This window comes from Kibdelosporangium persicum (assembly GCF_013280595.1).
In the GTDB taxonomy this organism is placed as follows: Bacteria; Actinomycetota; Actinomycetes; order Mycobacteriales; family Pseudonocardiaceae; genus Kibdelosporangium; species Kibdelosporangium persicum.
Map to the genome: position 1 here is coordinate 370413 of NZ_JAAATY010000002.1, position 21839 is coordinate 392251.

The window sequence follows — 21839 nt, forward strand, 5'->3', positions numbered from 1 at the left end:
GCTCACCTACCTCCGATGCCCGGCATGGCGTTGATCGTGGCCCGGCCGACCGACGCGGCCACCGAGCCACCGGTCGCGGCGAGCCCGCGGTTGCCGCCGCTCTCCACAATGACGGCTACGGCGATCTGCGGGTTGTCCGCGGGCGCGAAAGCGACGTACCACGCGTGGGGCGGAGTGTTCTTCGGGTCGGTGCCGTGCTCGGCGGTACCGGTCTTCGACGCGATGGTCAGACCGTTGACCTTGCCGTTGCCCCTGGTGTTCTCCTCGGACTTCTTCATCATGTCGCGCAGCACGCCCGCGTTGGACGTGGACATCGCGCGGCCCAGTTCGTCCGCGTCGAACTTCGACATCTCCGACAGGTCCGGGGCCAGCACCTTCTGCACCAGCTGCGGGCGCATCAGCACGCCGCCGTTGGCGATCGCCGAGACGATCATCGCGTCCTGCAGCGGCGTCAGCCGGACGTCGCGCTGGCCGATGCCGGTCTGGTAGATCGAGGCGGCGTCGGGCAGCGGGCCGATGCTGGACTCCTCGACCCCCATCGGGATCTGCAGGTCGGTCTGGCCGATGCCGAACTTGGCGGCCTGGTCCCGCAGCTTGTCCGCACCGAGCTGGTCGGCCAGCGTGGCGAACGCGGTGTTGCACGACAGCGCCAGCGCGGTCTCCAGCGACGCGGTGGCCTGGTCGTTGGGACCGCAGTGGCCGCCGTTGAAGTTCTCCAGATCGGTCCGGGTGCCCGGCAGCTGGACGCTGTTGGCCGCGGTCAACTGGGCGTCCTTGGTGACGCCGTCCTCCAGCGCGGCGGCGGTGACCACGAGCTTGAACGTCGAGCCGGGCGGGTACGTCTCCTGGATCGCCCGGTTGAGCATCGGCTTGAGCTTGTCGTCGGCGTACGCCCGGTAGGCCTTCTCCTGCTCGTCGCCGTCGTGTGACGACAGCGGGTTCGGGTCGTAGGACGGCGTGGACACCATCGCCAGGATCTCGCCGGTCTGCGGCCGGATCGCGACCACCGAGCCGGTGTAGTTGGCGGCTGTCATCGCGTCGTACGCGGTCTGCTGGATCCGTGAGTCGATGGTGGTCTGGATGTTGCCGCCGCGCGGGTCGCGGCCGGTGATCAGGTCCGAGAGCCTGCGCACGAACAGCCGGTCGTCCGACCCGTCCAGGATTTCCTTCTCCGACCGCTCCAGCGCCCGCGAGCCGTAGCGCACCGAGTAGTACCCGGTGACCGGCGCGAACGCCGCGCCGAGCGGGTACTGGCGCAGGTAGCGCAGCCGGTCGTTGGTCGGCGTGACGGTCGCGATCAGCTTGCCGTCACTGGAGATGATCTTGCCGCGTTCCCGGGAGTACTCGTCGAACAGCACCCGCTGGTTGCGCGGGTCCGCCCGGTAGTCGTCGGCGTTGACCATCTGGATGTAGGTGATGTTGGCCAGCAGCAACACCACCATGAGAAGCATGGCGAGGCCGACCCGGCGAAGAGGTGTGTTCATGACGGCCGCTCCACCATCACCGTGCTCGCCTCCGCGATTGGTGCCTGCTGGACCGGCCGCGGGCGCGACCCGGTCTGTGGCCGCCGCGCGGCGTCGGATATCCGCAACAGCAGGGCTATCAGGATGTAGTTCGCCAGCAGTGAGGAACCGCCGTACGAGAGGAAGGGCGCGGTGATACCGGTCATCGGGATCAGCGCGGTCACGCCGCCGACCACGACGAACAACTGCATGATGATGGCGAACGACAGGCCGCCGCCCAGCAGTTTGCCGAAGCTGTCGCGCACGGCGACCGCACTGCGCAGGCCCCGCATCGCCAGGATCATGTACACCATCAGCAGTGCGGTCAGGCCGATGAAGCCGAGCTCCTCACCGATCGCCGCGGTGATGAAGTCGGTGCTGGCCTCCGGCACGATGTCCGGCCGTCCCGCGCCGAGTCCCGTGCCCGCCATCCCGCCGGTGCCCAGGCCGAACAGGCCCTGGGCGATCTGGAAGCTGCCGCCGAGCTTCTCGAACAGGTCCTTGTCCATCGGGGTCAGCCAGTTCGCCACCCGCTGCTGCACGTGCGTGAACAGCGAGAACGCCACCAGACAGCCACCGATGAACAGCGACAGGCCGATGACCACCCATGCGGCGCGTTCGGTCGCCACGTAGAGCATCGCGAGCACGATGCCGAAGATCAGCAGCGACGTGCCGAGGTCCTTCTCGAAGACCAGGACGCCGAGCGCGACACCCCACGCGACCAGGATCGGCCCGAGGTCCCGTGCCCTGGGCAGTTCCATGCCGAGGAACCGGCGGCCTGCGACCATGAACAGGTCGCGTTTGGACACCAGGAACGACGCGAAGAACACCATCAGCAGGATCTTGGCGAACTCACCCGGCTGGATGTTGAAGAACCCGAGCTTCAGCCACACCTTGGCGCCGTTGGCCTCCGAGATGCTGGCGGGCAGCATCGCGGGCAGGGCCAGCGCGAACAGGCCGACCAGGCCGGCGGTGTAGCCGTACTTCGCCAGCACCCGGTGGTTGCGCACGACGAACAGCACGACCAGGAAGAACACCAGCGCGATGGCCGTCCACAGCACCTGTTTCGGTGCGGATGGGGCGTACTCCCGTGCCCTGGCAAGCGCTTGCTCAGCCTTGGCCAGGTCGATCCGGTAGATCATCACCAGGCCGAACCCGTGCAGCAGCGCCACACACGGCAGGATCAGCGGGTCCGCGTACGGCGCCCACTTGCGCACCGCCAGGTGCGCGATGGTGAACACGGCGAAGAACGCCAGGCCGTACCAGAGGATCTGGATCGTCAGCTCTTGCTTCTGGTTGATCGAGACCAGCGTTAACGCGCTGGTGACCAGCGCGGCGGCGAAGGCGAGCATCCACAGCTCCGTGCCGCGCCTGGTCGGCGCGACCGGCTGCATACCGGGACTGCTGTTGTTGCCCTGCCCGGTCGCCGTCGCCGGACCCGCCCCGACGGGGACCGGTTGCGCCATCAGCCGCCGCCACCCTCGTTGTGCTCGGGCCGGCAGTCCACACCCGGACGCGGCGACGACGACGGCATGGTGCTCGCCATCTCAGGGTTCGCCGGGTCCGTCGGCGGCGTGGACGTCGCCGACTGGTTCTGCTGTTGCTGCTGTGCGATCACGTCCGGGCACGGGTCGAGCACGTTCTCGGTCCGCAACCGGTTGATGAACTCACGTGCCTCGTTCAGGCTGCCATAAGTGTTGCTGCCGCCGAGCACAGTCGCCTTACCGGTTTCGTCGAGTTGGTCCACGTAACGCTTGTTGCACTTGGCCAGCGCCGGATCGCACGACCCCTGCACCTCACGCTGCAAAGGAATACCCAGCACGCTGCCCGGAACACCCTGGAAGATCGCGATCTCGCCCTTGAACTGAGCGGTTCCTTCGCCCACGTAGTAATTTCGCAGCACGAAGTACCGGATGGTGAACACCCCGCCGACGACCAGGACCAGCACCGCCAGCACCAGCGCGGCGATCTTCAACCGCTTGCGGCCCTTGGCTTTCGGGTCTTCCGGCTCGGGCTGGTCCAGCTTGCGCGGTTCGGGACGCGGCTGCGCGGCGGCGGTCATCGCCGCGGCACGCGACGCGGAGGAGTCCGGCGGAGGCGGGTCCTCCCGGCCGTCTCCCGCGGCACCACCGACGATCGGGTCGTCGTCGCCGTAGTCGACGTCCACGACATCGGCGACGATCACGGTGATGTTGTCCGGGCCACCGCCCTTCAACGCCAACTCGATCATGCGGTCCGCGCACGCCTGCGGATCAGGGATCTGGATCGCCTCGGCCAGCGTCTCGTAGCTGACCACCGAGGAGAGCCCGTCGGAGCACAACAGGTACCGGTCGCCCGCACGGGCCTCCCGGACCGTCAGGCTCGGCTCGACGTCATGCCCGGTCAACGCACGCAACAACAACGACCGCTGCGGATGGCTGGACGCCTCCTCCGCGGTGATCCGGCCTTCGTCGATCAACGACTGGACGAACGTGTCGTCATGGGTGATCTGCGAGAACTGGTCCCCCCGGCGCATGTACGCGCGCGAGTCGCCGACGTGCACCAGCCCGATCCGGTTGCCGGCGAACAGCATCGCCGTCAACGTCGTGCCCATGCCGTCCAGCTCGGGATCGCTCGTCACCAGCTCGGAGATCGCGTTGTTGCCCGCGACGGTCGCGTCGCGCAACGGACCGAGCAGATCCTCACCAGGTGTGTCGTCGTCCAACGGCGCCAACGCGCCCACGACGACCTTGCTCGCCACCTCACCGGCGGCGTGTCCCCCCAGCCCGTCCGCAAGCGCGAGCAGGCGCGGTCCTGCGTACACGGAGTCCTGGTTGTTCGAACGCACCAGGCCCCGGTCGCTGCGGGCCGCGTAACGGAGGACAAGGGTCATGAGCGCAGCTCGATCACCGTCTTGCCGATGCGGATGGGAACCCCCAGCGGCACCCGCATGGGAGCCGTGACCTTCGCACGATCCAGATACGTGCCGTTCGTCGAGCCCAGGTCCTCCACGTACCAGTCAGTCCCGCGCAGGGAGATGCGCGCATGCCGGGTGGACGCGTAGTCGTCGTCCAGCACGAGCGTGGAATCATCGGCCCGGCCGATCATGATCGGCCGACCGTCCAACGAGATCCGCGTGCCCGCGAGCGCGCCATGCGTCACCACGAGCTGCCGCGGCGCCTTGCCGCGCGCCTTGCCGGACTTGTCCCGGCGGAACCCCGGTATGCCGACCTTCAGCCCGGACGCCGCGTACAGATCCGAGCGGACAATCCGCAGCGCGGCAACCACGAACAACCAGAGCAGGACGAGAAACCCTGCTCTGGTCAGCTGCATCACCAGCTCTGGCACCTGTTGTGACCGCTCCCTAAAAATCGCAGCCGACACCGCTTGAATACAGAGACTGTATTCAAGCCCTGCGAACGACTGAACGTCAGCCCTGGGTGCGGAACACTAGGGACGAGTGACCGATGCGGATGACGTCGCCGTCAGCCAGTTGCCACGTCTGCACCGGAGTGCCGTTCACCGTGGTGCCGTTCGTCGAACCGAGGTCTGCGAGTGTGGCACTCTGGCCGTCCCACGTGATCTCGAGATGACGCCGGGAGACACCCGTGTCCGGCAGCCGGAAGTCCGCGTCCTGACCACGGCCGACCACGTTTCCGCCCTGCTTCAGGGAGTACGTGCGGTTCGACCCGTCGTCCAGCTGCAGGCTCGCTGCCAGCTGACGCGGCCCCGTCTGCACGGCAGGTGGCGCATAACCCTGCTGGCCGTACGGGTCGGCCTGCTGGCCGTACGGGTCCGGCTGACCGTAGCCACCGGGCTGCTGGCCGTACCCACCTTGCTGCGGGTAGCCGCCGGGCTGCTGGCCGTAACCCTGGTCGTAACCGGGCTGGCCGTAGCCGCCCTGGCCGTAACCCTGGTCATAGCCGCCACCTTGCTGCGGGGGCTGGCCGTAACCCTGGTCGTAACCGGGCTGGCCGTAGCCACCACCGCCGGGCTGCTGGCCATATCCCTGGTCGTAACCGCCCGGCTGCTGACCGTAACCCTGGTCATAGCCTTGCTGGCCGTAACCCTGCTGGCCGTACCCCTGGTCGTATCCGCCTTGCTGCTGCGGAGGCTGACCGTAGTTCTGATCGTTGCCGTATTGGCCCTGGCCGTATCCGTACTGGCCTTGCTGGCCGTACGGGTCACCCTCAGGCGGTTGGCCGTAGCCGGGAGGCTGGCTCATGGATCGGTCTCCTGCGTTGCGAGGTGATGCCGGCCGTCGGCTTACGTCAGGGTCGACGGACGAGCGTGTTCGGAACTGTCCGGTGTGCAGCGCGTCGGAGCGCTCCAGGGAGACTACGACGTCACCGTAGGTGTCCCACCCGTGCTCGGCGAGATTCTCGGAAATGACGTCCGTGAGCAGCGTGACGATGCGTTCCTCATCCACTGCGAGCCGGTCGTGGTCCGCCGGTCCCAACTGCACGACGTAGTGGTTGGGAGCCAGCAGCCTGCCGCCGGCCAACTCACGGATGTTGTCCTCGCTCTCTCGCTGAAGCGCCTGCGCGACCTCCTGTGGCACGACGTTGCCACCGAACACACGCGCGAAGGTATTACCCACGATGCCTTCGAGCCGGCGCTCGAAGCGCTGCACGAGGCCCACGGATCATCCCTCCACACGTACGCTCCTCCCCCGATCGTATCCGGGCGCGGGCCGGGAGACACCGGGATGTTCCAACCCCCCGCAAACTGCCCCCAAACGCCGTGCTACGCTTCCGCGGTCACTTCAGGGCGAGTGGCGGAATGGCAGACGCGCACGGTTCAGGTCCGTGTGTCCGAAAGGACGTGAGGGTTCAACTCCCTCCTCGCCCACGAGACGCTTAGGCGCTCCCTGCTCGGTTGCTTCGCAACCTTCGCCGGGAGCGCCTCGTCATTATTTTGGGGGGCCGAGCCCCCCACACCCCCACGGTGCGAGCTTCGCACCTTCCAGCGCTGGGCGCCTTGGTCTCGGACCAGCGTGTTTGCGGCTTCGCCGGGAGTGCCTCGTCGTTATTTCGGGGGCCGAGCCCCCCACACCCCCACGGTGCGAGCTTCGCACCTTCCAGCGCTGGGCGCCTTGGCCTTGGACCAGCGTGTTTGCGGCTTCGCCGGGAGTGCCTCGTCGTTATTTCGGGGGCCGAGCCCCCCCATGCCCCCACGGTGCGAGCTTCGCACCTTCCAGCGCTGGGCGCTTTGGTCTTCACCAGCATGTTTGCGGCTTCGCCGCAAAATAGACGGGTTGGGACCTGTGCCGTTCTTTCGGTGGCTTTGCTGTCTTGGTCACATTCGTCCGGGCGTCTTGGGCGTTGGCTGTGTGGGGTTCCGCTCTCAATTCGGCACTGTGGGGCGGGGAATTACAGGCTTGTCATTCGGGTAATTGTGGCGGTGGTCACTTTCGGCCGGTGTGGTTCTTGTGGGGGACCGTCCGGCTTCTTCTCACCCGGACGGCCGCATCGCCCGGCTGAAGTCGTTCGACGGCTCACCGACCGGTCACCGACCGCTCAGCGCCGCCGGTCGCAGGGGAGCGGAACTCCGATCCCTGGGGCTGGCGTAGCTGGTACCAAATTCCATGTACCAGTTCGGCCCGTGACCACCCAGGGGACACGGTCGAGTCGAAGGAGGCGGGGCTTCGTGACCGGCATTCCAGGGCGCATGGCAGCAGTGACTCAGGACGCTGCTTCACTGCCGATTCCGTCCGCCGTCGAGCTGCCCGCTCCGGACGACGAGCTCGCCTCGGCGGCCGTCGCCCAGCTCGGCTGGCCGGGTGTGGCTCTTCCCCCGATGACGCTGCTCGGTCGCCGGGTCTCGCTCGTCGCCGAACTGCTTCCCGACGCGCACGCCGAGCGGATCTGCCTCGGCCAGGCGCCGGTCACCGACCGGGCCACCGTCGCCACGTGGGTGTGGCCCGAGTTCGCCGGCCAGGTTCCTGCCGCGGCCGTGCGGATCGTCGGCGTCCTCGCCGTCGTGCGGCACTGGCGGACCGGTCTCGCCGCGCTGGCGCCGTTCGCGCGCTACGGCGACACCGCGATGGTCGTGCCTTCGTCCGTCGTGTTGACGCACGACTACCTCGCCAACTGCCTGCCGCGGGCGCGCAACTACGGCATCGCCGTCGTCAGCGCCGACCCGGACAACGGTGTCGAGCTGGACCTGCCCGGCCGCAACGACAAGGTCACCGCCGGGATCGACGCGGTGTCCCGGTGGGTCAACGAGGTGGCCTACGAGCGAGTTCTGTCCGCCTGACCCAACCGCTCTACGCTGGTCCGCATGCGAGTAGTCATCGCCGGTGGACACGGCAAGATCGCCCTGTACCTCGAACGTTTCCTCGCGACACGTGGTGATGAACCGGTCGGCTTGATCCGCGATCCGGCGCAGGCCGAAGACCTGCGCGACGTCGGCGCCGAACCGGTCGTGCTCGACCTGGAGAAGACCGGCCCCGAAGCCGTGGCCAAGGTGCTGACCGGCGCGGATGCCGCGGTGTTCGCGGCGGGAGCCGGGCCGGGCAGCGGGATCCAGCGGAAGGACACCGTCGACCGGGCCGCCGCGGTCCTGTTCGCCCAGGCCGCCGAGATCGCCGGAGTGCGACGGTTCCTGCAGGTCAGCTCGTACGGACTCGACCGGGCCGAAGACCCGTCACTCGACGAGGTGTTCCGCGCCTACCTCAAGGCCAAGGCCGCCGCGGAGGAGGACCTGCGGTCCCGTGACCTCGACTGGACCATCCTGCGACCGGTGCAACTGACCGACGAGGTGGCGACCGGCCTGGTCAACCTCGACTTCCACGTGCCGCCGGGCAAGATCCCGCGCGAGGAGGTCGCCGCGGTGCTGGTCGCGTTGCTCGACGACAACGACACCATCGGGCTAACCCTGGAACTCGCCAAGGGACCGACACCGATCGAGATCGCCGTCGATCAGGTCACATCGAGCACACGCTCCAAGTAGGCGTTGCGGAACACCCGCTCGGGATCGACCTCGGCCCGCACCCGGCGGAAATCCTCGAACCTCGGGTAGAGCGCGCCCAGCGCGGCGGCGTCCAAGCTGTGCATCTTGCCCCAGTGCGGACGCCCACCGACCTGCGCCACGATCTTCTCGAAGGTGTCGAAGTACTCCCGATAGGGCATGCCCGGGTACTGGTGGATCGCGAAGTACGCGGAATCCCGCTGGTAGGCGGTGGACAGCCAGATGTCGTCGGCCGCCGCCACCCGCACCTCGACCGGCAGCATCACCGGGTTCGCCAGCTTCGGCACCATCGCGCGCAGCTCGTTCAGCACGTCGACCAGGGACTCCCTGGGCACGGCGTATTCCGACTCGACGAACCGCACGTTTCGCTCGGTCACGAAAACGCGGTGCGACAGGTCACTGTAGGAACGCGGCGACAGCGCTGTCGACGAGAGCCGGTTCAACGGCTCCACCAACTTCGGCACCGCCCGGCCGGTCCGGCAGACCGCGTCGAACACGACGTTTTCCATGAAGGTGTATTCGAAGAACCGCCTGGCGCGGCTGAGCGGTCGTACTGCCGCGTCGAGCGGTAGACGGTCGTTCCGTTTCACTAAAGCCTTACGGCCATAGGGGAACCAGTAGAACTCCATGTGGTCGTGCCCGGTGATCAGTTCGTCGAGCCGCTCGATCACTTCCTCCAGCGGAACCGGCCGTTCGTCGGCCTGCAGGCAGAATGAGCGTTCGCAGCGCAAGGTCACCGTGCTGATCACGCCGAGAGCGCCGAGCCCGACCCGCGCGGCGGAGAAAAGATCCGGCCGTTCTTCAGCCGAGCAGGTGACGACGGACCCGTCGGCCAGCACGAGCTGGAGCGCGACGACCTGGGTCGCGATTCCGCCGAGCTTGGCGCCGGTGCCGTGCGTCCCGGTCGAGATCGCCCCGGAGATCGTCTGCGCGTCGATGTCGCCGAGATTGATCATGGCGAGGCCGAGCCGGTCCAGTGCGGCGTTGAGCTGCTTGATCGTCGTTCCCGCGCGGACGGTCACCAGGCCGGACTCGACGTCGGCCGACTCGACCCCGGTCCACCGGGACAGCTCGACGGCCGCGCCCGCGTGCGCCGAGGCGATCGCGGTGAAGGAGTGGCCCGTGCCGAGCGCCTTGACCGGCAGCTTCTTGGCCCGGGCTGTGGTGACGGCCTCGCAGATCTGTTCGACGCTGGCCGGCCGGGACACTGTCGCCGGGGCCGCGATCTCGTTGCGCGCCCAGTTCGTCCACCGGATCTGACCGTCAGCGCTGGTGTTCAGAGCAGTCATCGACGCAAGGCCTTCCGCGGCAGGTGTTCGCCACACCGTAAGTGAATCCTATTCACATTTCAACCGGAATCGACGTACTGTGGACACGTGACCCAGCAGGCCGACTTGGACACCGCCACCAAGGGACTGGACCCCCCGTTCGCCGTGGTGGACCTCGACGCGTTCGACGCCAACGCGCAGGAACTGGTGCGCCGCGCCGGTGGACGTCCGATCCGGGTGGCCAGCAAGTCGGTCCGATGCGCCTACCTGCTCGAACGCGTGCTCGGCCGGCCGGGCTTCCAAGGCGTGATGGCGTACTCGTTGCGCGAGGCCCTGTGGCTGACCCGCAAATGGCGCGGGACTCCGTTGGCGGACACAGACATCCTGGTCGCCTACCCGACAACGGACCATGCCGCACTCCGTGACCTCGCCACCGACCCCGAAGCCGCCAGGGTCATCTCGGTGATCGCCGACTCGACCGGGCATCTCGACCTGATCGACTCGGCGCTGGGTGCCGATCATCCTCCGATCCGCGTCTGCCTGGAGTTCGACGCGGCCTGGCGTCCCATGCCCGGCGTGTACGTGGGCACCCGCCGATCCCCGGTCCACACCCCACGCCAGGCGGCCCGGCTGGCCGCGGCGATCGTCCGCCGCCCAGGCTTCGCGCTGGTCGGAGTGATGTCCTACGAGGGCCAGATCGCCGGCCTCGGCGACAAACCGCCGGGCAACCCGCTGAAAGGCGCGGTCATCGCCTGGATGCAACGCCGCTCCGGCCCGGAACTGATCAACCGCCGCAGCGCGGCCATCGCGGCGATCCGCGCGGTGGCCGACCTGGAGTTCGTGAACGGCGGCGGCACCGGCAGCCTCGAACTGACCTCCGGCGACCCGTCGGTCACGGAACTGGCAGCAGGCTCGGGCCTGATCGGCCCGTGGCTCTTCGACAGCTACCGCGGTTTCACCCCGCGGCCGGCGGCGTTCTACGCCCTGCCGGTGGTCCGCCGTCCCGCACCCCGGATCGCCACCTTGTTCGCGGGCGGGTACGTCGCCTCCGGGACCGGCACGCCCGACCGTCTGCCGCAGCCGTTCCTGCCGCACGGCCTGAAGCTGCTCGGCTTGGAAGGCGCGGGCGAGGTCCAGACTCCCGTCGTCGGCAAGGCCGCGGACACCCTGAAACTGGGCGACCGCGTCTGGATGCGGCATTCGAAGGCAGGCGAACTGGCCGAGCGCTTTCAGGACTACCACCTGGTCAGAGGCGACCGCATCGAACGGACCGTCCCGACCTACCGGGGCGAAGGCGTGAACTTCGGCTGACCCGCCGCCCCTCGCCATTCCGGCCCCAGTACAGCCCCCACCACTCCCAGGGGGGCGACCCCGGACCCAGTCTACCGGCGGGTAATGCCTGGTAGGAGGGTTACCGGCGGGTTGTGGACAACCAGATTCGCCGACGGTTCCACCGGTACGGTCGCGGCGTGTGGCCAGGCCTGCTCGACGGGGTAATCCAGGCGCCGCGACCGCGCTACTCGCCGACCTTGCTCGACAGGTATTGCCTGAGGAGGTATTTGCCCTCGTCGATGATTGTCTGGTCGCCTCTCGGGTCGCGGCGGAAGGCCAGTTTGTGGATGCCGTCCGTCGCCTCGACCGCGATGGTGATCGGCAGGATCAGGTCTTCGGCCGGCAGGCCCGCCTTGGACGCGACGATTTCCGTCAGGCGCTCGGACACGACCTCGTTGTTGTGTTTTCCTTCGCCGTCGTCGAGCAGTTCGAGGTCGACCACGTCACCGAAATGCAGTTTGCTGAAGCCGGGAATCGTCCTGTGCATGTCGACGTAGATGTCGATGGCCAGGTCGACCGCGTCCCACCAGTGGTCGACGCAGGTTGTCTCGAATCGTTCGCTGACGACTTTGAGGAAGTGCTCGAGGTTGCGGCGGGTCAGTTCCCGCACGACCGCCCGCTTGTCGGGGAAGAACTGGTAGAGCGAGCCAACGGCGACGCCCGCGCGCTCGGCGATCAGGGTGGTGGTCACGCCGTCGTAGCCGACTTCCTCGATCAGCGCCGCGCAGGCCTCGAGCATCTGTTCCACGCGCTTCGTGCTGCGCTGCTGTACCGGCCTTCGCCGCAGTGGTGTCGGACTCGCCACAAGTGTCTCCTCTGCTCAACCCCTATCTTGCCGTGAATCGGCCGCTGGCGTGTGAGTGACATCGCCTCTAGCATCCGAAGGAATTTCACGTTCTGCCCGGCTGAGTCGAGATGAGGTGCGGATGGCGTTCCCGGACGACTTCGTGTGGGGTGTGTCCACGTCGGCCTTCCAGATCGAGGGCGCCACGAGGGAGGGTGGGCGCGGGGTGTCGGTCTGGGACACCTTCTGCGCGACTCCCGGCAGGATCCGCGACGGGCACAACGCCGACGTCGCGTGCGACCACTACAACCGGTTCCCCGAGGACGTCGCGTTGATGTCCGAACTCGGTGTGGGGGCGTACCGCTTCTCCGTCGCGTGGCCCCGGATCCAGCCCACTGGCCAGGGCGCGGTCAACATCGAAGGGCTCGACTTCTACGACACGCTCGTCGACGCCCTGTGCGAAGCGGGCATCGCGCCGGTCGCCACGCTCTACCACTGGGACACGCCGCAGCCGATGGAAGACGCGGGCGGCTGGCTTGTCCGGGACACGGCAGAGCGGTTCGCGGAGTACGCGCAGATCGTCGGAGAACACCTGGGCGACCGGGTGGAAATGTGGATTCCGCTCAACGAACCGATGGTGGAGACGCTCTTCGGCTACGCGTTGGGCGAGTACGCGCCGGGCAAGACGTTGCTGTTCGACGCCTTGCCCGCAGCGCACTACCAGAACCTCGCGCACGGTCTCGCCGTCAGCGCTTTGCGTTCCGTCGGGGCGAAAGCCGTTGGCACGGCGAACAACCACAGTCCGATCTGGCCGGCCAGTCAGGACGCGGACGACCTGGTGGCGGCCAGGCACCTCGGCGCCGTGATCAACTGGATGTACTCCGATCCCGTGCTGACCGGAACCTATCCGGCCGAAGTGATTCCCTACCTGCCAACGGGTTTCGCCGACGACCTGAGCGAAATCGCTGTGCCGCTGGACTTCTACGGCGTCAACTACTACGAACCGCAGGGCGTCGGCAAACCCGGTGCGGGCAACCCGTTGCCGTTCGAGTTGCGGCCGGTCGAAGGATATCCCTTGACCACCAACGATTCCCCGGTCGTTCCTGATGGGCTACGGCAGTTCCTGACCAGCCTCAAGAGCCGGTACGGCGACAAGCTGCCGCCGGTCCACATCACCGAGAGCGGCTGCAGCTTCGACGGCATCCACGACCGGCAGCGCATCGAGTACCACGCCGAACACCTTGCGGCGCTGGAGAAAGCGATGTCCGAGGGCGTCGATGTGCGTGGCTACTTCGTCTGGTCCCTGTTGGACAACTTCGAGTGGTCGAAGGGGTACCAACCTCGGTTCGGCTTGGTCCACGTCGACTACGAGACCTTGGCCCGTACTCCGAAGGACTCGTTCCACTGGTACCGCGCGCTGATCGGGGGCGCTCGGTGACGACCGCGTTGGCGGAGCCGACGCGACGGGTCCGCGCGGGCTGGATCAGCCTGCTGTTCCTGGCCAACCTCGGGCTGTGGCTGGCGATCTACGCGCCGATCCAGATCCTGCTGCCGCAGCAGGCCGAACTGCTCGACGCCGCCGACAAGGAGCTGGTCTTCGGGATCGTCACCGGCGCGGGCGGCCTGGTGGCGCTGATCGCCAACCCGGTGGCCGGGCTGCTGTCGGACCGGACCACGTCCCGGTTCGGCAGGCGGCACCCGTGGACGATCGGCGGCGCGGTGGTCGGCGCGGCCGGGTTGGTAGTGCTGGCCTTGGCGGGCAATGTCGCCGTGATGGTGCTCGGCTGGTGCCTCGTGCAGGCCGGGCTGAACGCCATGCTGGCCACGTTGATCTCCGCCATCCCCGACCGGGTGCCGGTCGGGCAGCGCGCGCAGACCGGCGGGTTCGTCGGGATCAGCCAGATGTTCGGCACTGTGCTCGGCGCGGTCCTGGTCACCTCGATCGTGACGGGTCTGGTCGCCGGCTACCTCGCGTCCGCGGTGGTCCTGCTGCTCGGTGCCGCCGCGTTCGTGCTGTTCACGCCGGACGCCGTGCTCCCGAAGGAGCTCGTCCCGAAGACCAGGCTGGAGCTCTGGGTCTCGCCGCGCCGGCACCGGGGCTTCGCGTGGATGTGGTGCTGCCACTTCGTGATCAACCTCGGCAACGCGTTCGGCACGTTCTACCTGCTGTTCTTCCTCAAGGACGTGGTCGGGCGCGCGGACCCGGAGGGATCGCTGCTGGTCCTGATGGCGGGCTACGGTCTCGCGCTGATCCTCGGCGCGCTCGTGGCCGGGCGGCTCTCCGACGCGTCCGGCCGACGAAAGCCGTATGTGCTGGTCGCGGTCGCGTTCATGGCCGGGGCCGCGCTGGTTCTGGTGGTCTGGCCGACCTGGGTGGCGTCGTTGATCGCCGGTCCGCTGCTCGGCGCGGGGTTCGGCATCTACTGGGCGGTCGCGATCGCGTTGCTCACCCAGTTGCTGCCCGCGGCCGCCGACCGCGCCAAGGACCTCGGCGTGGTGAACATCGCCAACGCATTGCCACAGGTCTTCGCGCCACTGCTGGCCTCGGGAATCCTCGCCGGCCTCGGGTACGCCGGTCTGTTCGGCGCGTCCGCGCTGGCCACCCTCATCGCGGGCGTCTTCGTCACGCGAATCAGAACGGCTGCGTAGCCGTCCGCCCGGCAGAGAGTGGGAGCCGCAGGCCGGCGTTGTCGGGGGAGGGGGGAGTGCAAGACGCCGGCCTGCGGGGCTGTGGATGACGGTCCGGTTCGCCTCGCTCGGGGGGACGGACGAACCGGACCGCCGGTCTATCGGGCGCCGGCTACTACTCGGCGCGGAGTGGTCGAAGCCCTGCGGACGTGCCTGCCGCCTGCCGGCGCGAGACCGCCTGCGACCAGGTGCTCGTAGGCCGCACGCCAGACCGAGCACGGCGCCTTCTGCTGGCGCCACCGTGACGAACAGGTCGGGCAGTTGCCTCGCTCGTCGGGCTCGTGGGCCGAGAGCATCGCGCGCCAGCCTTCGGTCAGGCGGGGCAGCTCGGATCGGGCCACGGACAGCAGGGACGGGGCGTCTGCGCGGGTCGCCAGCTCGGAGAGCATGTCAAGGCGTTCCCACACCGCATTGCGCAAAACCTGGCCGAGTATCTCGTCCACGGGAGCGTCACCGTCACCTTTCCGCCTGCTCGGCGGCTTCTCGTAGGGCGTCCCGCAGCTGGCCGAGCTGGCCGCTGGACAGGACAGCGGTCTCGCCGGGAGGTCCGACGAGCACCACCTTGTTCTGATCATTGACCAGCACAGTGAGACAGCGGTCGCGGTTGATGACGTCGCCGCAGCTGATGTGCCACACCTGACGGCCGCTGAACGAGCCGGTCAGATCTCTGAGGCCAGGGTTGTCCTGCGACTCCCCCTGCGGTGTTGTCGCAGGTGAGGCCGCTGGGGCGGGGCGAGTCACTGTCGAGCCGACCAGGTCCACGATCCGAAGTTTCCCTCCGTGCTCGAATGCTTACCAGAAACTAGATTGGTACGTGGCAAACTCGAGTGGGGTGATGGTGAGCTGATCGGGCAAGGTTTCACGATAAGCGGTCAACGGACTTCGGCCCGACCGATCAGCCCGACCGATCACCACTTCTCGGCCCTGCCGCAATGTGTTTACTCTGCGGTTGACGCCCAACGGACTGCAAGGGGGCGCGAGTGAACTCCACCGGGTCACAAGGTGCTGTGGTAACCGCCGATGTCTGGGAGAAACCGGAGATGCGGGCAGCCCTCGCCGCGAGGGAGATCAGTCAGGTCTACCGGCTGCTGCGCAAGCACGGCATCTCGCAACGGCAGATAGCCGCACAGACCGGCCAGTCGCAGTCCGAGGTATCGGAGATCCTCAAAGGTCGCCAGGTCATGGCCTATGACGTACTCGCGAGGATCGCCCAAGGCCTGGGCGTTCCAAGGGGATACATGGGCCTCGCGTATGACGAGGAGACACGGGTCAGGGTCGTCGCCACAGTCGACGACCAGACCCCCGAGGAGGCAGAGTCGGTGAAGCGTCGGAAGTTCCTCGCGCACGCCGCGGCCGTCACGATGGGCGCGAACGTGTTCGGCGCGGACTCCGGGCCGTGGGTGTCGAACCCGATCCAGACTCCGGCACCCGGACGGATCGGCATGACGGATGTGCGCCAGGTGGAGGCCGCCACCAGGGCGTTGCGGTCGTTGGACTACCAGTACGGCGGCGGGTCCTGCCGGGACGCGGTGATCGCGCAGCTGTCGTGGGGACAGCAGATGCTGGGGGCGTCGGCGACGGACGTGGTCAAGCAACGGCTGCACGTCGCCTTGGCGGACCTGCACAACCTGGCCGGCTGGACGTCGTTCGACATCGGCCTGCTCGATTCCGCCCGCAACCACTTCGGCAAGGGCCTGGAGCTGGCCAAAGAGGGCCGCAGTGAGCCGCTGGTGGCCAACATCCTCTACCGGATGGGCCGCGTCTACCTGCACAACGGCGCGCCGAACGACGCGCTCAAGATCTTCTCGCTCGGCCAGATCGCGGCGCAGAACTCCGGCTCGGAGCTGGCGGTGGCCGTGCTGTGCGCCAACGAGGCATGGGCCTACGCGATGATGGGCCAGCGTGAGCAGACGATGAAGCTGCTGGGCCGCACGCGTGACGAGTTCGCCCGCGCGGACCTCGACGGCGCCGAGACGTGGGTGAAGTTCTTCACCGAGACCGACGTGCACGCCATGATCGGCACCGTGCACACCGTGTTGGCCCAGGAGGTCGACACCAAGCACACGAAGTACGCGATCCCCGCGTTGCAACGCGCCATCGACGCGTACGGCGACGACATGGCCCGCAGCAAGACCTTCAACCTCAGCGCGCTGGCCACCAACCACCTGATCGAGGGCGACATCGACCACGGCGCCAAGGTCGGTCGAGCGGCGGTGGAGCTGGCCGAGAACCTGACCTCCGGCCGTGCCAAGGACCGCATGCGGCCGCTGAAGCAGGAGGCCGACAAGCGCCGCAACAACACCCAGGCCCGTGAACTCTCCGACGCGCTCAACAAGTACTTCGACGCGGACGCGTGAGCCGGCCGGGCCGCCCCGAGTACGGTCGATGGAGACCTCGGAGGAACGGTTCAGCAGGGACAGCCTTGCCGCGGCGCTGACCCAGATCTGCGATTCGATCGGTCTGGACGCGACCGGGGCCACCTTGCTCAGGTTCACCAACAACGCGGTGTACCGCCTGGCCGGCGACACCGCGGTGGTCCGCATCGTCGGGTCACGCGGGCTGCGGCACCGGGTCGAGAAGGTCGTCAGGATGGCCGCGTGGTTCGCCGAGCACGACATCCCGGCCGTCCGGCTGCTGGCCGGTGTCGAACAGCCCATCCGCGCGGGTGAACATCTGGCGACGGTCTGGGACGTGGTGCCGGAGGGCGGCCGCCGGCCACGAGGGCGTGATCTCGGCGGGTTGCTGCGGCGCGTCCACAGCCTGCCGCCGCCGTTGGACCTGCCCGAGTGGGATCCGTTGGACGACGTGCGCAGGCGGATCGACGACGCCGAGGACATCGCGGACGAGGATCTGCAGTTCCTGCTGAAGACCTGTGACCGCCTGCGGGAGGAACTCGCCGGGCTGGAATTCGAACTGCCGCCCGCGATGCTGCACGGTGACGCGCATCTGGGAAATCTGATCCCGTCACCGGACGGGCCGGTGTTGTGTGACTTCGATTCCACTTCGGTCGGTCCGCCTGAGTGGGATCTGACGCCTGTCGCGGTGGGTGTCGGCCGGTTCGGTGAGCCCGCGCGTACGTACCGTGAGATTGTTCGGGCGTATGGCTTCGACGTCACCCGATGGTCCGGCTTCCGGGTGTTGCGCGAGGTCAGGGAGCTGAAGCTGATCACCAGTGTGCTACCCAGCGTGCGCAGCAATCCGATGGTCCGTCCCGAGCTGATGCGCAGACTGGGTGATTTCCGGCGTGGCGACACCCGTGCGCGATGGGTCCGGTACACCTGAATGGCGGTAACGCCAGGGCCCTGAAGAGCGAATCCTTTCTCGACGGAGAGTTGCCGTTGCCCCAACCGGGTTATCGGCTACTCTGTGTTCAAGTTCTCGTGGAATTTCGCTCACCAAGAGGTGATTGATCACGGTGTTGGGGCTGCTGAGCAGGACAGTAGGTGATGGTCGGCGCGCCAAGCGTGCGCTGCGGTCCGCGCAGGTGCTGGACGAAGTCGTGGAAGCTCAGCTCGCCCTGGTCTCCCGGTTGCCCGAGGACAGTCGCCGCCGTGCGGCGGACTACCTCGCCGAACTCGTGATGCTGGCGCAGAACTACCGGCACTACGCCGCGGGCTGGATCACCCGCAAGGAGCTGGAGAAGCGTGGGGCCGCGACCATGCAGCGGCTTGCGGAGCTGCGCCGACCCCGCGAACAGGCGCAGTTCACCGAACAGGACTGACCGCTCGACTCTTCGGCATTTCACACCGTACCGGCCGACGAGTGACGGCCGCCACATAATCTTCCACATGCGACGAACGGCGCATCCTCAAGCGACCGGCGCACGGGTGAGGACGACCGCGAAACCAAAAGCCAGACCCATGATCGTGAGTTCGGCCGTCGCCCAGCCGGCCAGCGCGGTCCGCTGGTGGCGCATGATCCCCGGCAACAGCCGCCAGCGGATGTTCGCGCCGAGCAGTCCGAGCAGGACAATGCAGACGATCTTGAACAGCACCAGCAGGCCGTAACCGGTTCCGAACAGGTCACGCCACACCGAGCTGCCCGGCGTGAGCAGCAGTTCGGCGAACCCGTTGAACAGTCCGGTCACCGCGGACACCGCAATGCAGACCGTCGCCAGTTTGGAGAACCGCGGCAGCGCGTGTGCCAGCAGCGTGCGGTTGGCAGCCAGAAGCACCACGACCGCGCCGAGCCCGCCGGTCCACGCGACCGCCGCGAGCACGTGCAGTTCCATCGAGACCATCGTGATGTCGTGCCAGGACCAGTCGGTGGCGTGACCGGTCACCGGCAGCGGCAGGAGCGTGAACAACGCGGCGGCCGCGCGCAGTTCGGCGGGGACGGACTCGCCTTTGCGGACTGTCCACACCGCTAACACCGCACACAGCATGGCGAACAGGAACACCGCCACGAGCGCCTTGCCGGCGCCGACAGTCCGGACGTAGTCCCAGATCGCGTCGAGCGTGACCGATTGGGACAGTCGCAGCTCGGCGGTCTGCAGCACGAGCGCGACCAGCGCGGTGACCGCCCACGTCAGTGCGCTGATGACAGCCACCCGCCGGGTGCCCGCGAGCACGGCCTCGGCGAGCTTGGGCCGGTCGAAGCCGATGAGCAAGGGCAGCAACGAAAGCCCGACCGTGACCACGGCCGCCATGTCCAGCAGCACCCGCACGACCGGAATGCCGTACCGGACCACCGCGTCCGGCTCGACGATCCCCGGCAGCGCACTGGTCGCGGTGATCGTCAGTCCGATGAGGACACCGATGATCGCCGCCATGACCAGGACACCGACCAGGGCGAGCCGAGGAGCCGCGGTGGTCCGGTACGGCATCAGGCGTCTTCCTCTTTACCGCCCATCCGCAGCGCGAACACGATGCCGGCGCCGAGCACCACGACAGCGCCGACGATCCACACCCAGGTGGGGATGCCGCCGCTGTCCTCAGTGGCGCCGGGCTGCGCGGTGCCCGCGCCGTTCTTGAACTTCGCCAGTTCGTCCGCGGGCAACGGCGTGCCGTTGCCCGCCTTGCTCAACGTGAACGACAGCTGGCCCTGCACGGGATGACCGTCGGCCGACAGCACCCGCCACGAGATCTGGTAGACCCCGCTCGGGCCGAGCGGCCGCACCGGCGCGCTCACGACCGTGCTGTCCACCTGCGGCGGAGCCGCTTCCCAGTGGTTGCCCTGCGGGTCGAGGACCGAGATCGTGTTGATCCCCTCGACGTTCTGCACCGGCTGGTCGAACGTCAGCTTGACGGTCTGCGGGCCCGTCTCCACGGACGCCTTGTCCTTGGGGTTCGAGTCCACCAGCGAGTTGTGGGCGAGTGCCGGGGTGGCCAGCCCGACGAAAGCCAGGCCGGCCAGCACGGCAGCGGCTGCGAACCGCCTCATGCCTGCTCGCCTCCGCGAGCGGCGGCGCTCACCCGCTTCGCCCGCAGGGTCGCGCCGAGGCCGAGACCCAGGCCGAGCGCACCGACGACCAGGCCGATGCCGCCCAGCCACCGGGCGGTGTTGTCCGTGCCCGCCGAGGCGGCCTCGGTGTTCGTGTCGGTGGCCGCGGGCTTCACGTCGGCCTGCGTCCCGGCGCTGCCGTGGGCGTCCTCACCCGTACCTGCGGCGACCAGCTTGACGACCGGGGCGGGGTGCTCCGGCTCGGCGCCGGTGGTCGGCGGGGCGTCCCACTTCACGTCGCCCTTGGCGCCGTCGTACGTCTGGATCGCCGGGATGACCAGCTGGTCGGTGTCCGGCAGCGGGCCCGCGGAGACGTCGAACTCCTGGAACTCGCCCGGGTTGATCCGGGTGCCGGGCTGCGCGGTCCAGGTGATCGTGTCGATCGCCTCCTTGATCTCCGCGCCGTGGCTGCCCTTGACCGGCTTGTCCAGCGCGACCTTCTTGACCTCGGAGGTCCAGCCCGGCACCGGCTTGGGCCGGGCACCGGTGAGCGGGGTGTCCTTGGGGAACACCAGCGTCAGCTTGATCGTGCCCTGGGTGTTGTCCTCGTTCGGCACCCGGAAGGTGATCTTCGAGTAGCCGCCCTTCTTGGCGGGCTCGGTGACGTTGGCCGTGACGTGGGCGCTGGCCACGCCGCCACCGGCGAGCACGACCGCTCCGGCGGCGACCGCCACCGCGAAACCGCGCGCCAAGTATCGATTTGTAGACATGGTGTTACTGCTCCTGAGTATGCAGGGATGAGTGGAAAGTGTCGGTTTCTCAGGAACAAGCAGGTGGACCCCGCCGGGCGTGCACTCGGCGCAGCAGTACGGCACGGATGTGATCGGTACGTTCCGGCGCGTCAGGCAGCGCGTGGATCGCGCTCGCGACCGCCGGGAACCGGGGTGGCTCGATCAGGTCGAGCAGCAGCCGCATCGCCGAGCCGATCAGGCTGACCGCCGCGTCGGCCTTGGCCAGCAGCGAGGCGGTCACCACGGTCGCGACCGCATGGGTCGCCAGCATCACCATCGGGTCGACGGGTGCCGCTTGGTGACCGATGTGCGAGGGCACCGCGTAGTTGAGTACGAGGTGCATCGCTCCCTGGGCCATACCCAGGGCTGTGAGCACCGACAACAGCCCGTCGAACCGGCTGGCGACAGCTGTGCCCGCCCACGCGACGATCATCGTCAGCAGGACGGCCAGGGCAGTGTCCGGCGTCGCCCCGCCCGCCATGCCGTGCGCGGCGATCGCCAGCGCACCCGAGCTCACGGCAAGCGTCCAGCCGCGCATCGCACTGCGTGCTGTGGCTCGGCGCTTCCTCACAGGCAGGAGCGTAGCCAACCGACACGGTGAAGCGTGTCGGCCGGATTAATGAAACACCGACCGCTCAGATGCCCAACTTGTGCAGGATCCGCTGCTCCAGCTGGTCCAACTCGGCCGAGACCGCCTTGTGCACCGTCTTGCGCCGCGCGGTGGGCATGCGTTCGGCCGCCCGCACGGCGGAGGTGAGCTGACCGAGCTTGTCCGAGGTCTCGGCGGTGAACGCGGTGTCCTTGCCGCGGTCGGACAGCTCCTGCAGCACGTCGGCCAGCCCGGCCATCCGGGCGTGCAGCATGGCCCCTTTGCCGGTGTATTTCGCCAGGTCAGTGACGGGCACGCCAAGCTTGTGCGCCCGGCGGGCGTCCTTGAGGTCGCGCAGCGTGGCGGCGGCCTTGGCGACGAACGGGATCAGCACGGGCGCCACCGCCGGACCGATCACCTTCGCGACGGCGACAGCGTTCTTGGCGTTACGCGGGTTGATCCGTGGCGTTCGCTTCGTCACGCTCATGCTCGACAACCTACTGGCGAGGGGCAACAGGAGCATCTCGGCTGTCGGTGGGCTCGCCTAGAGTG

The 21839-nt window shown here is 68.0% G+C and carries 22 protein-coding genes and 1 tRNA gene; 9 read left to right on the forward strand and 14 right to left on the reverse strand.

Translation table 11 applies throughout. The annotated features are described in order from the left end of the window. Positions 1-2: 2 nt before the first annotated feature. From GC106_RS06290 to GC106_RS06310, 5 genes are all read right to left on the reverse strand, one after another. Positions 3-1484, reverse strand: a complete 1482-nt coding sequence (locus tag GC106_RS06290) for a peptidoglycan D,D-transpeptidase FtsI family protein (protein WP_173125342.1) — start codon at positions 1482-1484, stop codon at positions 3-5. Beyond that, positions 1481-2968: an FtsW/RodA/SpoVE family cell cycle protein gene (locus GC106_RS06295; protein WP_173125344.1), complete on the reverse strand. Its 1488-nt coding sequence runs from the start codon at positions 2966-2968 to the stop codon at positions 1481-1483. The genes GC106_RS06290 and GC106_RS06295 overlap by 4 nt, the downstream gene beginning before the upstream one ends. Then, positions 2968-4374, reverse strand: coding sequence for a PP2C family protein-serine/threonine phosphatase (locus GC106_RS06300; RefSeq protein ID WP_173125346.1), 1407 nt, complete (start codon positions 4372-4374; stop codon positions 2968-2970). The genes GC106_RS06295 and GC106_RS06300 overlap by 1 nt, the downstream gene beginning before the upstream one ends. Further along, entirely contained in the window at positions 4371-4829 is a 459-nt protein-coding gene (locus GC106_RS06305; protein ID WP_173125348.1) for an FHA domain-containing protein FhaB/FipA, read from the reverse strand. Before GC106_RS06305 ends, GC106_RS06300 begins: the two co-directional genes overlap by 4 nt. An 82-nt stretch (positions 4830-4911) precedes the next feature. Beyond that, positions 4912-6123: an FHA domain-containing protein gene (locus tag GC106_RS06310; RefSeq protein ID WP_173125350.1), complete on the reverse strand. Its 1212-nt coding sequence runs from the start codon at positions 6121-6123 to the stop codon at positions 4912-4914. A gap of 126 nt (positions 6124-6249) precedes the next feature. Between GC106_RS06310 and GC106_RS06315 the strand changes: the two genes are divergently transcribed. The 3 genes from GC106_RS06315 (at position 6250) to GC106_RS06325 (ending at position 8435) form a co-directional block, all read left to right on the forward strand. Continuing rightward, a tRNA-Leu gene (locus GC106_RS06315) sits at positions 6250-6332 on the forward strand. 819 nt (positions 6333-7151) lie between these two features. After that, positions 7152-7739 carry a hypothetical protein gene (locus tag GC106_RS06320; protein ID WP_173125352.1) on the forward strand — a complete coding sequence of 196 codons (588 nt, stop codon included), beginning with the start codon at positions 7152-7154 and terminating at the stop codon, positions 7737-7739. 24 nt (positions 7740-7763) lie between these two features. After that, positions 7764-8435 (forward strand): NAD(P)H-binding protein, encoded by a 672-nt coding sequence (locus GC106_RS06325; RefSeq protein ID WP_173125354.1) that lies wholly within the window; start codon positions 7764-7766, stop codon positions 8433-8435. Here GC106_RS06325 and GC106_RS06330 read toward each other — a convergent pair. Next, a complete protein-coding gene (locus GC106_RS06330) occupies positions 8405-9742 on the reverse strand; it encodes a D-arabinono-1,4-lactone oxidase (protein WP_173125356.1) in 1338 nt (445 codons plus the stop codon). The genes GC106_RS06325 and GC106_RS06330 overlap by 31 nt on opposite strands. Positions 9743-9829: 87 nt before the next feature. Between GC106_RS06330 and GC106_RS06335 the strand changes: the two genes are divergently transcribed. Beyond that, on the forward strand, positions 9830-11032 hold the full coding sequence (locus tag GC106_RS06335; protein ID WP_173125358.1) for an amino acid deaminase/aldolase: 1203 nt from the start codon (positions 9830-9832) through the stop codon (positions 11030-11032). A gap of 205 nt (positions 11033-11237) precedes the next feature. Here the strand turns inward: GC106_RS06335 and GC106_RS06340 are convergent, their stop codons facing one another. Next, the gene (locus tag GC106_RS06340) at positions 11238-11858 is read right to left on the reverse strand and encodes a TetR/AcrR family transcriptional regulator (RefSeq protein WP_312872471.1); all 621 of its coding nucleotides are present in this window, start codon (positions 11856-11858) and stop codon (positions 11238-11240) included. A 121-nt stretch (positions 11859-11979) separates the two neighbouring features. Between GC106_RS06340 and GC106_RS06345 the strand changes: the two genes are divergently transcribed. Further along, a complete protein-coding gene (locus tag GC106_RS06345; protein ID WP_173125360.1) occupies positions 11980-13275 on the forward strand; it encodes a GH1 family beta-glucosidase in 1296 nt (431 codons plus the stop codon). Continuing rightward, complete coding sequence (locus tag GC106_RS06350) at positions 13272-14486, forward strand: MFS transporter (RefSeq protein WP_173125362.1); 1215 nt, start codon at positions 13272-13274, stop codon at positions 14484-14486. Before GC106_RS06345 ends, GC106_RS06350 begins: the two co-directional genes overlap by 4 nt. Positions 14487-14623: 137 nt before the next feature. On the opposite strand, the gene GC106_RS06355 is transcribed toward GC106_RS06350, so the two are convergent. Beyond that, complete coding sequence (locus GC106_RS06355; protein ID WP_173125364.1) at positions 14624-14968, reverse strand: hypothetical protein; 345 nt, start codon at positions 14966-14968, stop codon at positions 14624-14626. Positions 14969-14981: 13 nt separating this feature from the next. Further along, positions 14982-15290 carry a hypothetical protein gene (locus GC106_RS06360; RefSeq protein WP_376777709.1) on the reverse strand — a complete coding sequence of 103 codons (309 nt, stop codon included), beginning with the start codon at positions 15288-15290 and terminating at the stop codon, positions 14982-14984. Positions 15291-15565: 275 nt separating this feature from the next. Here GC106_RS06360 and GC106_RS49945 point away from each other — a divergent pair, with 275 nt between their 5' ends. The 3 genes from GC106_RS49945 (at position 15566) to GC106_RS06375 (ending at position 18246) form a co-directional block, all read left to right on the forward strand. Next, entirely contained in the window at positions 15566-16882 is a 1317-nt protein-coding gene (locus GC106_RS49945; RefSeq protein WP_173125603.1) for a helix-turn-helix domain-containing protein, read from the forward strand. Between the two features lie 28 nt (positions 16883-16910). Then, on the forward strand, positions 16911-17807 hold the full coding sequence (locus GC106_RS06370) for an aminoglycoside phosphotransferase family protein (RefSeq protein WP_173125366.1): 897 nt from the start codon (positions 16911-16913) through the stop codon (positions 17805-17807). 133 nt (positions 17808-17940) lie between these two features. Then, on the forward strand, positions 17941-18246 hold the full coding sequence (locus GC106_RS06375; protein WP_312872489.1) for a hypothetical protein: 306 nt from the start codon (positions 17941-17943) through the stop codon (positions 18244-18246). Positions 18247-18333: 87 nt separating this feature from the next. Here GC106_RS06375 and GC106_RS06380 read toward each other — a convergent pair whose 3' ends face one another. From GC106_RS06380 to GC106_RS06400, 5 genes are all read right to left on the reverse strand, one after another. Further along, entirely contained in the window at positions 18334-19353 is a 1020-nt protein-coding gene (locus GC106_RS06380; RefSeq protein WP_376777710.1) for a CopD family protein, read from the reverse strand. Beyond that, complete coding sequence (locus GC106_RS06385; RefSeq protein WP_173125370.1) at positions 19350-19907, reverse strand: copper resistance CopC family protein; 558 nt, start codon at positions 19905-19907, stop codon at positions 19350-19352. The genes GC106_RS06380 and GC106_RS06385 overlap by 4 nt, the downstream gene beginning before the upstream one ends. Further along, complete coding sequence (locus GC106_RS06390; RefSeq protein ID WP_173125372.1) at positions 19904-20677, reverse strand: YcnI family protein; 774 nt, start codon at positions 20675-20677, stop codon at positions 19904-19906. Before GC106_RS06390 ends, GC106_RS06385 begins: the two co-directional genes overlap by 4 nt. 49 nt (positions 20678-20726) lie before the next feature. Further along, positions 20727-21269, reverse strand: a complete 543-nt coding sequence (locus GC106_RS06395) for a hypothetical protein (protein ID WP_312872473.1) — start codon at positions 21267-21269, stop codon at positions 20727-20729. 64 nt (positions 21270-21333) lie between these two features. Then, complete coding sequence (locus GC106_RS06400; RefSeq protein WP_173125374.1) at positions 21334-21774, reverse strand: DUF6474 family protein; 441 nt, start codon at positions 21772-21774, stop codon at positions 21334-21336. Positions 21775-21839: the final 65 nt, after the last annotated feature.

Bases quoted from the DNA above. Each gene is read 5' to 3' on its own strand.
- GC106_RS06290 (WP_173125342.1), bottom strand. From the start codon at position 1,484: ATGAACACACCTCTTCGCCGGGTCGGCCTCGCCATGCTTCTCATGGTG.
- GC106_RS06295 (WP_173125344.1), bottom strand. From the start codon at position 2,968: ATGGCGCAACCGGTCCCCGTCGGGGCGGGTCCGGCGACGGCGACCGGG.
- GC106_RS06300 (WP_173125346.1), bottom strand. From the start codon at position 4,374: ATGACCCTTGTCCTCCGTTACGCGGCCCGCAGCGACCGGGGCCTGGTG.
- GC106_RS06320 (WP_173125352.1), top strand. From the start codon at position 7,152: ATGGCAGCAGTGACTCAGGACGCTGCTTCACTGCCGATTCCGTCCGCC.
- GC106_RS06325 (WP_173125354.1), top strand. From the start codon at position 7,764: ATGCGAGTAGTCATCGCCGGTGGACACGGCAAGATCGCCCTGTACCTC.
- GC106_RS06330 (WP_173125356.1), bottom strand. From the start codon at position 9,742: ATGACTGCTCTGAACACCAGCGCTGACGGTCAGATCCGGTGGACGAAC.
- GC106_RS06345 (WP_173125360.1), top strand. From the start codon at position 11,980: ATGGCGTTCCCGGACGACTTCGTGTGGGGTGTGTCCACGTCGGCCTTC.
- GC106_RS49945 (WP_173125603.1), top strand. From the start codon at position 15,566: ATGCGGGCAGCCCTCGCCGCGAGGGAGATCAGTCAGGTCTACCGGCTG.
- GC106_RS06370 (WP_173125366.1), top strand. From the start codon at position 16,911: ATGGAGACCTCGGAGGAACGGTTCAGCAGGGACAGCCTTGCCGCGGCG.
- GC106_RS06385 (WP_173125370.1), bottom strand. From the start codon at position 19,907: ATGAGGCGGTTCGCAGCCGCTGCCGTGCTGGCCGGCCTGGCTTTCGTC.
- GC106_RS06390 (WP_173125372.1), bottom strand. From the start codon at position 20,677: ATGTCTACAAATCGATACTTGGCGCGCGGTTTCGCGGTGGCGGTCGCC.
- GC106_RS06400 (WP_173125374.1), bottom strand. From the start codon at position 21,774: ATGAGCGTGACGAAGCGAACGCCACGGATCAACCCGCGTAACGCCAAG.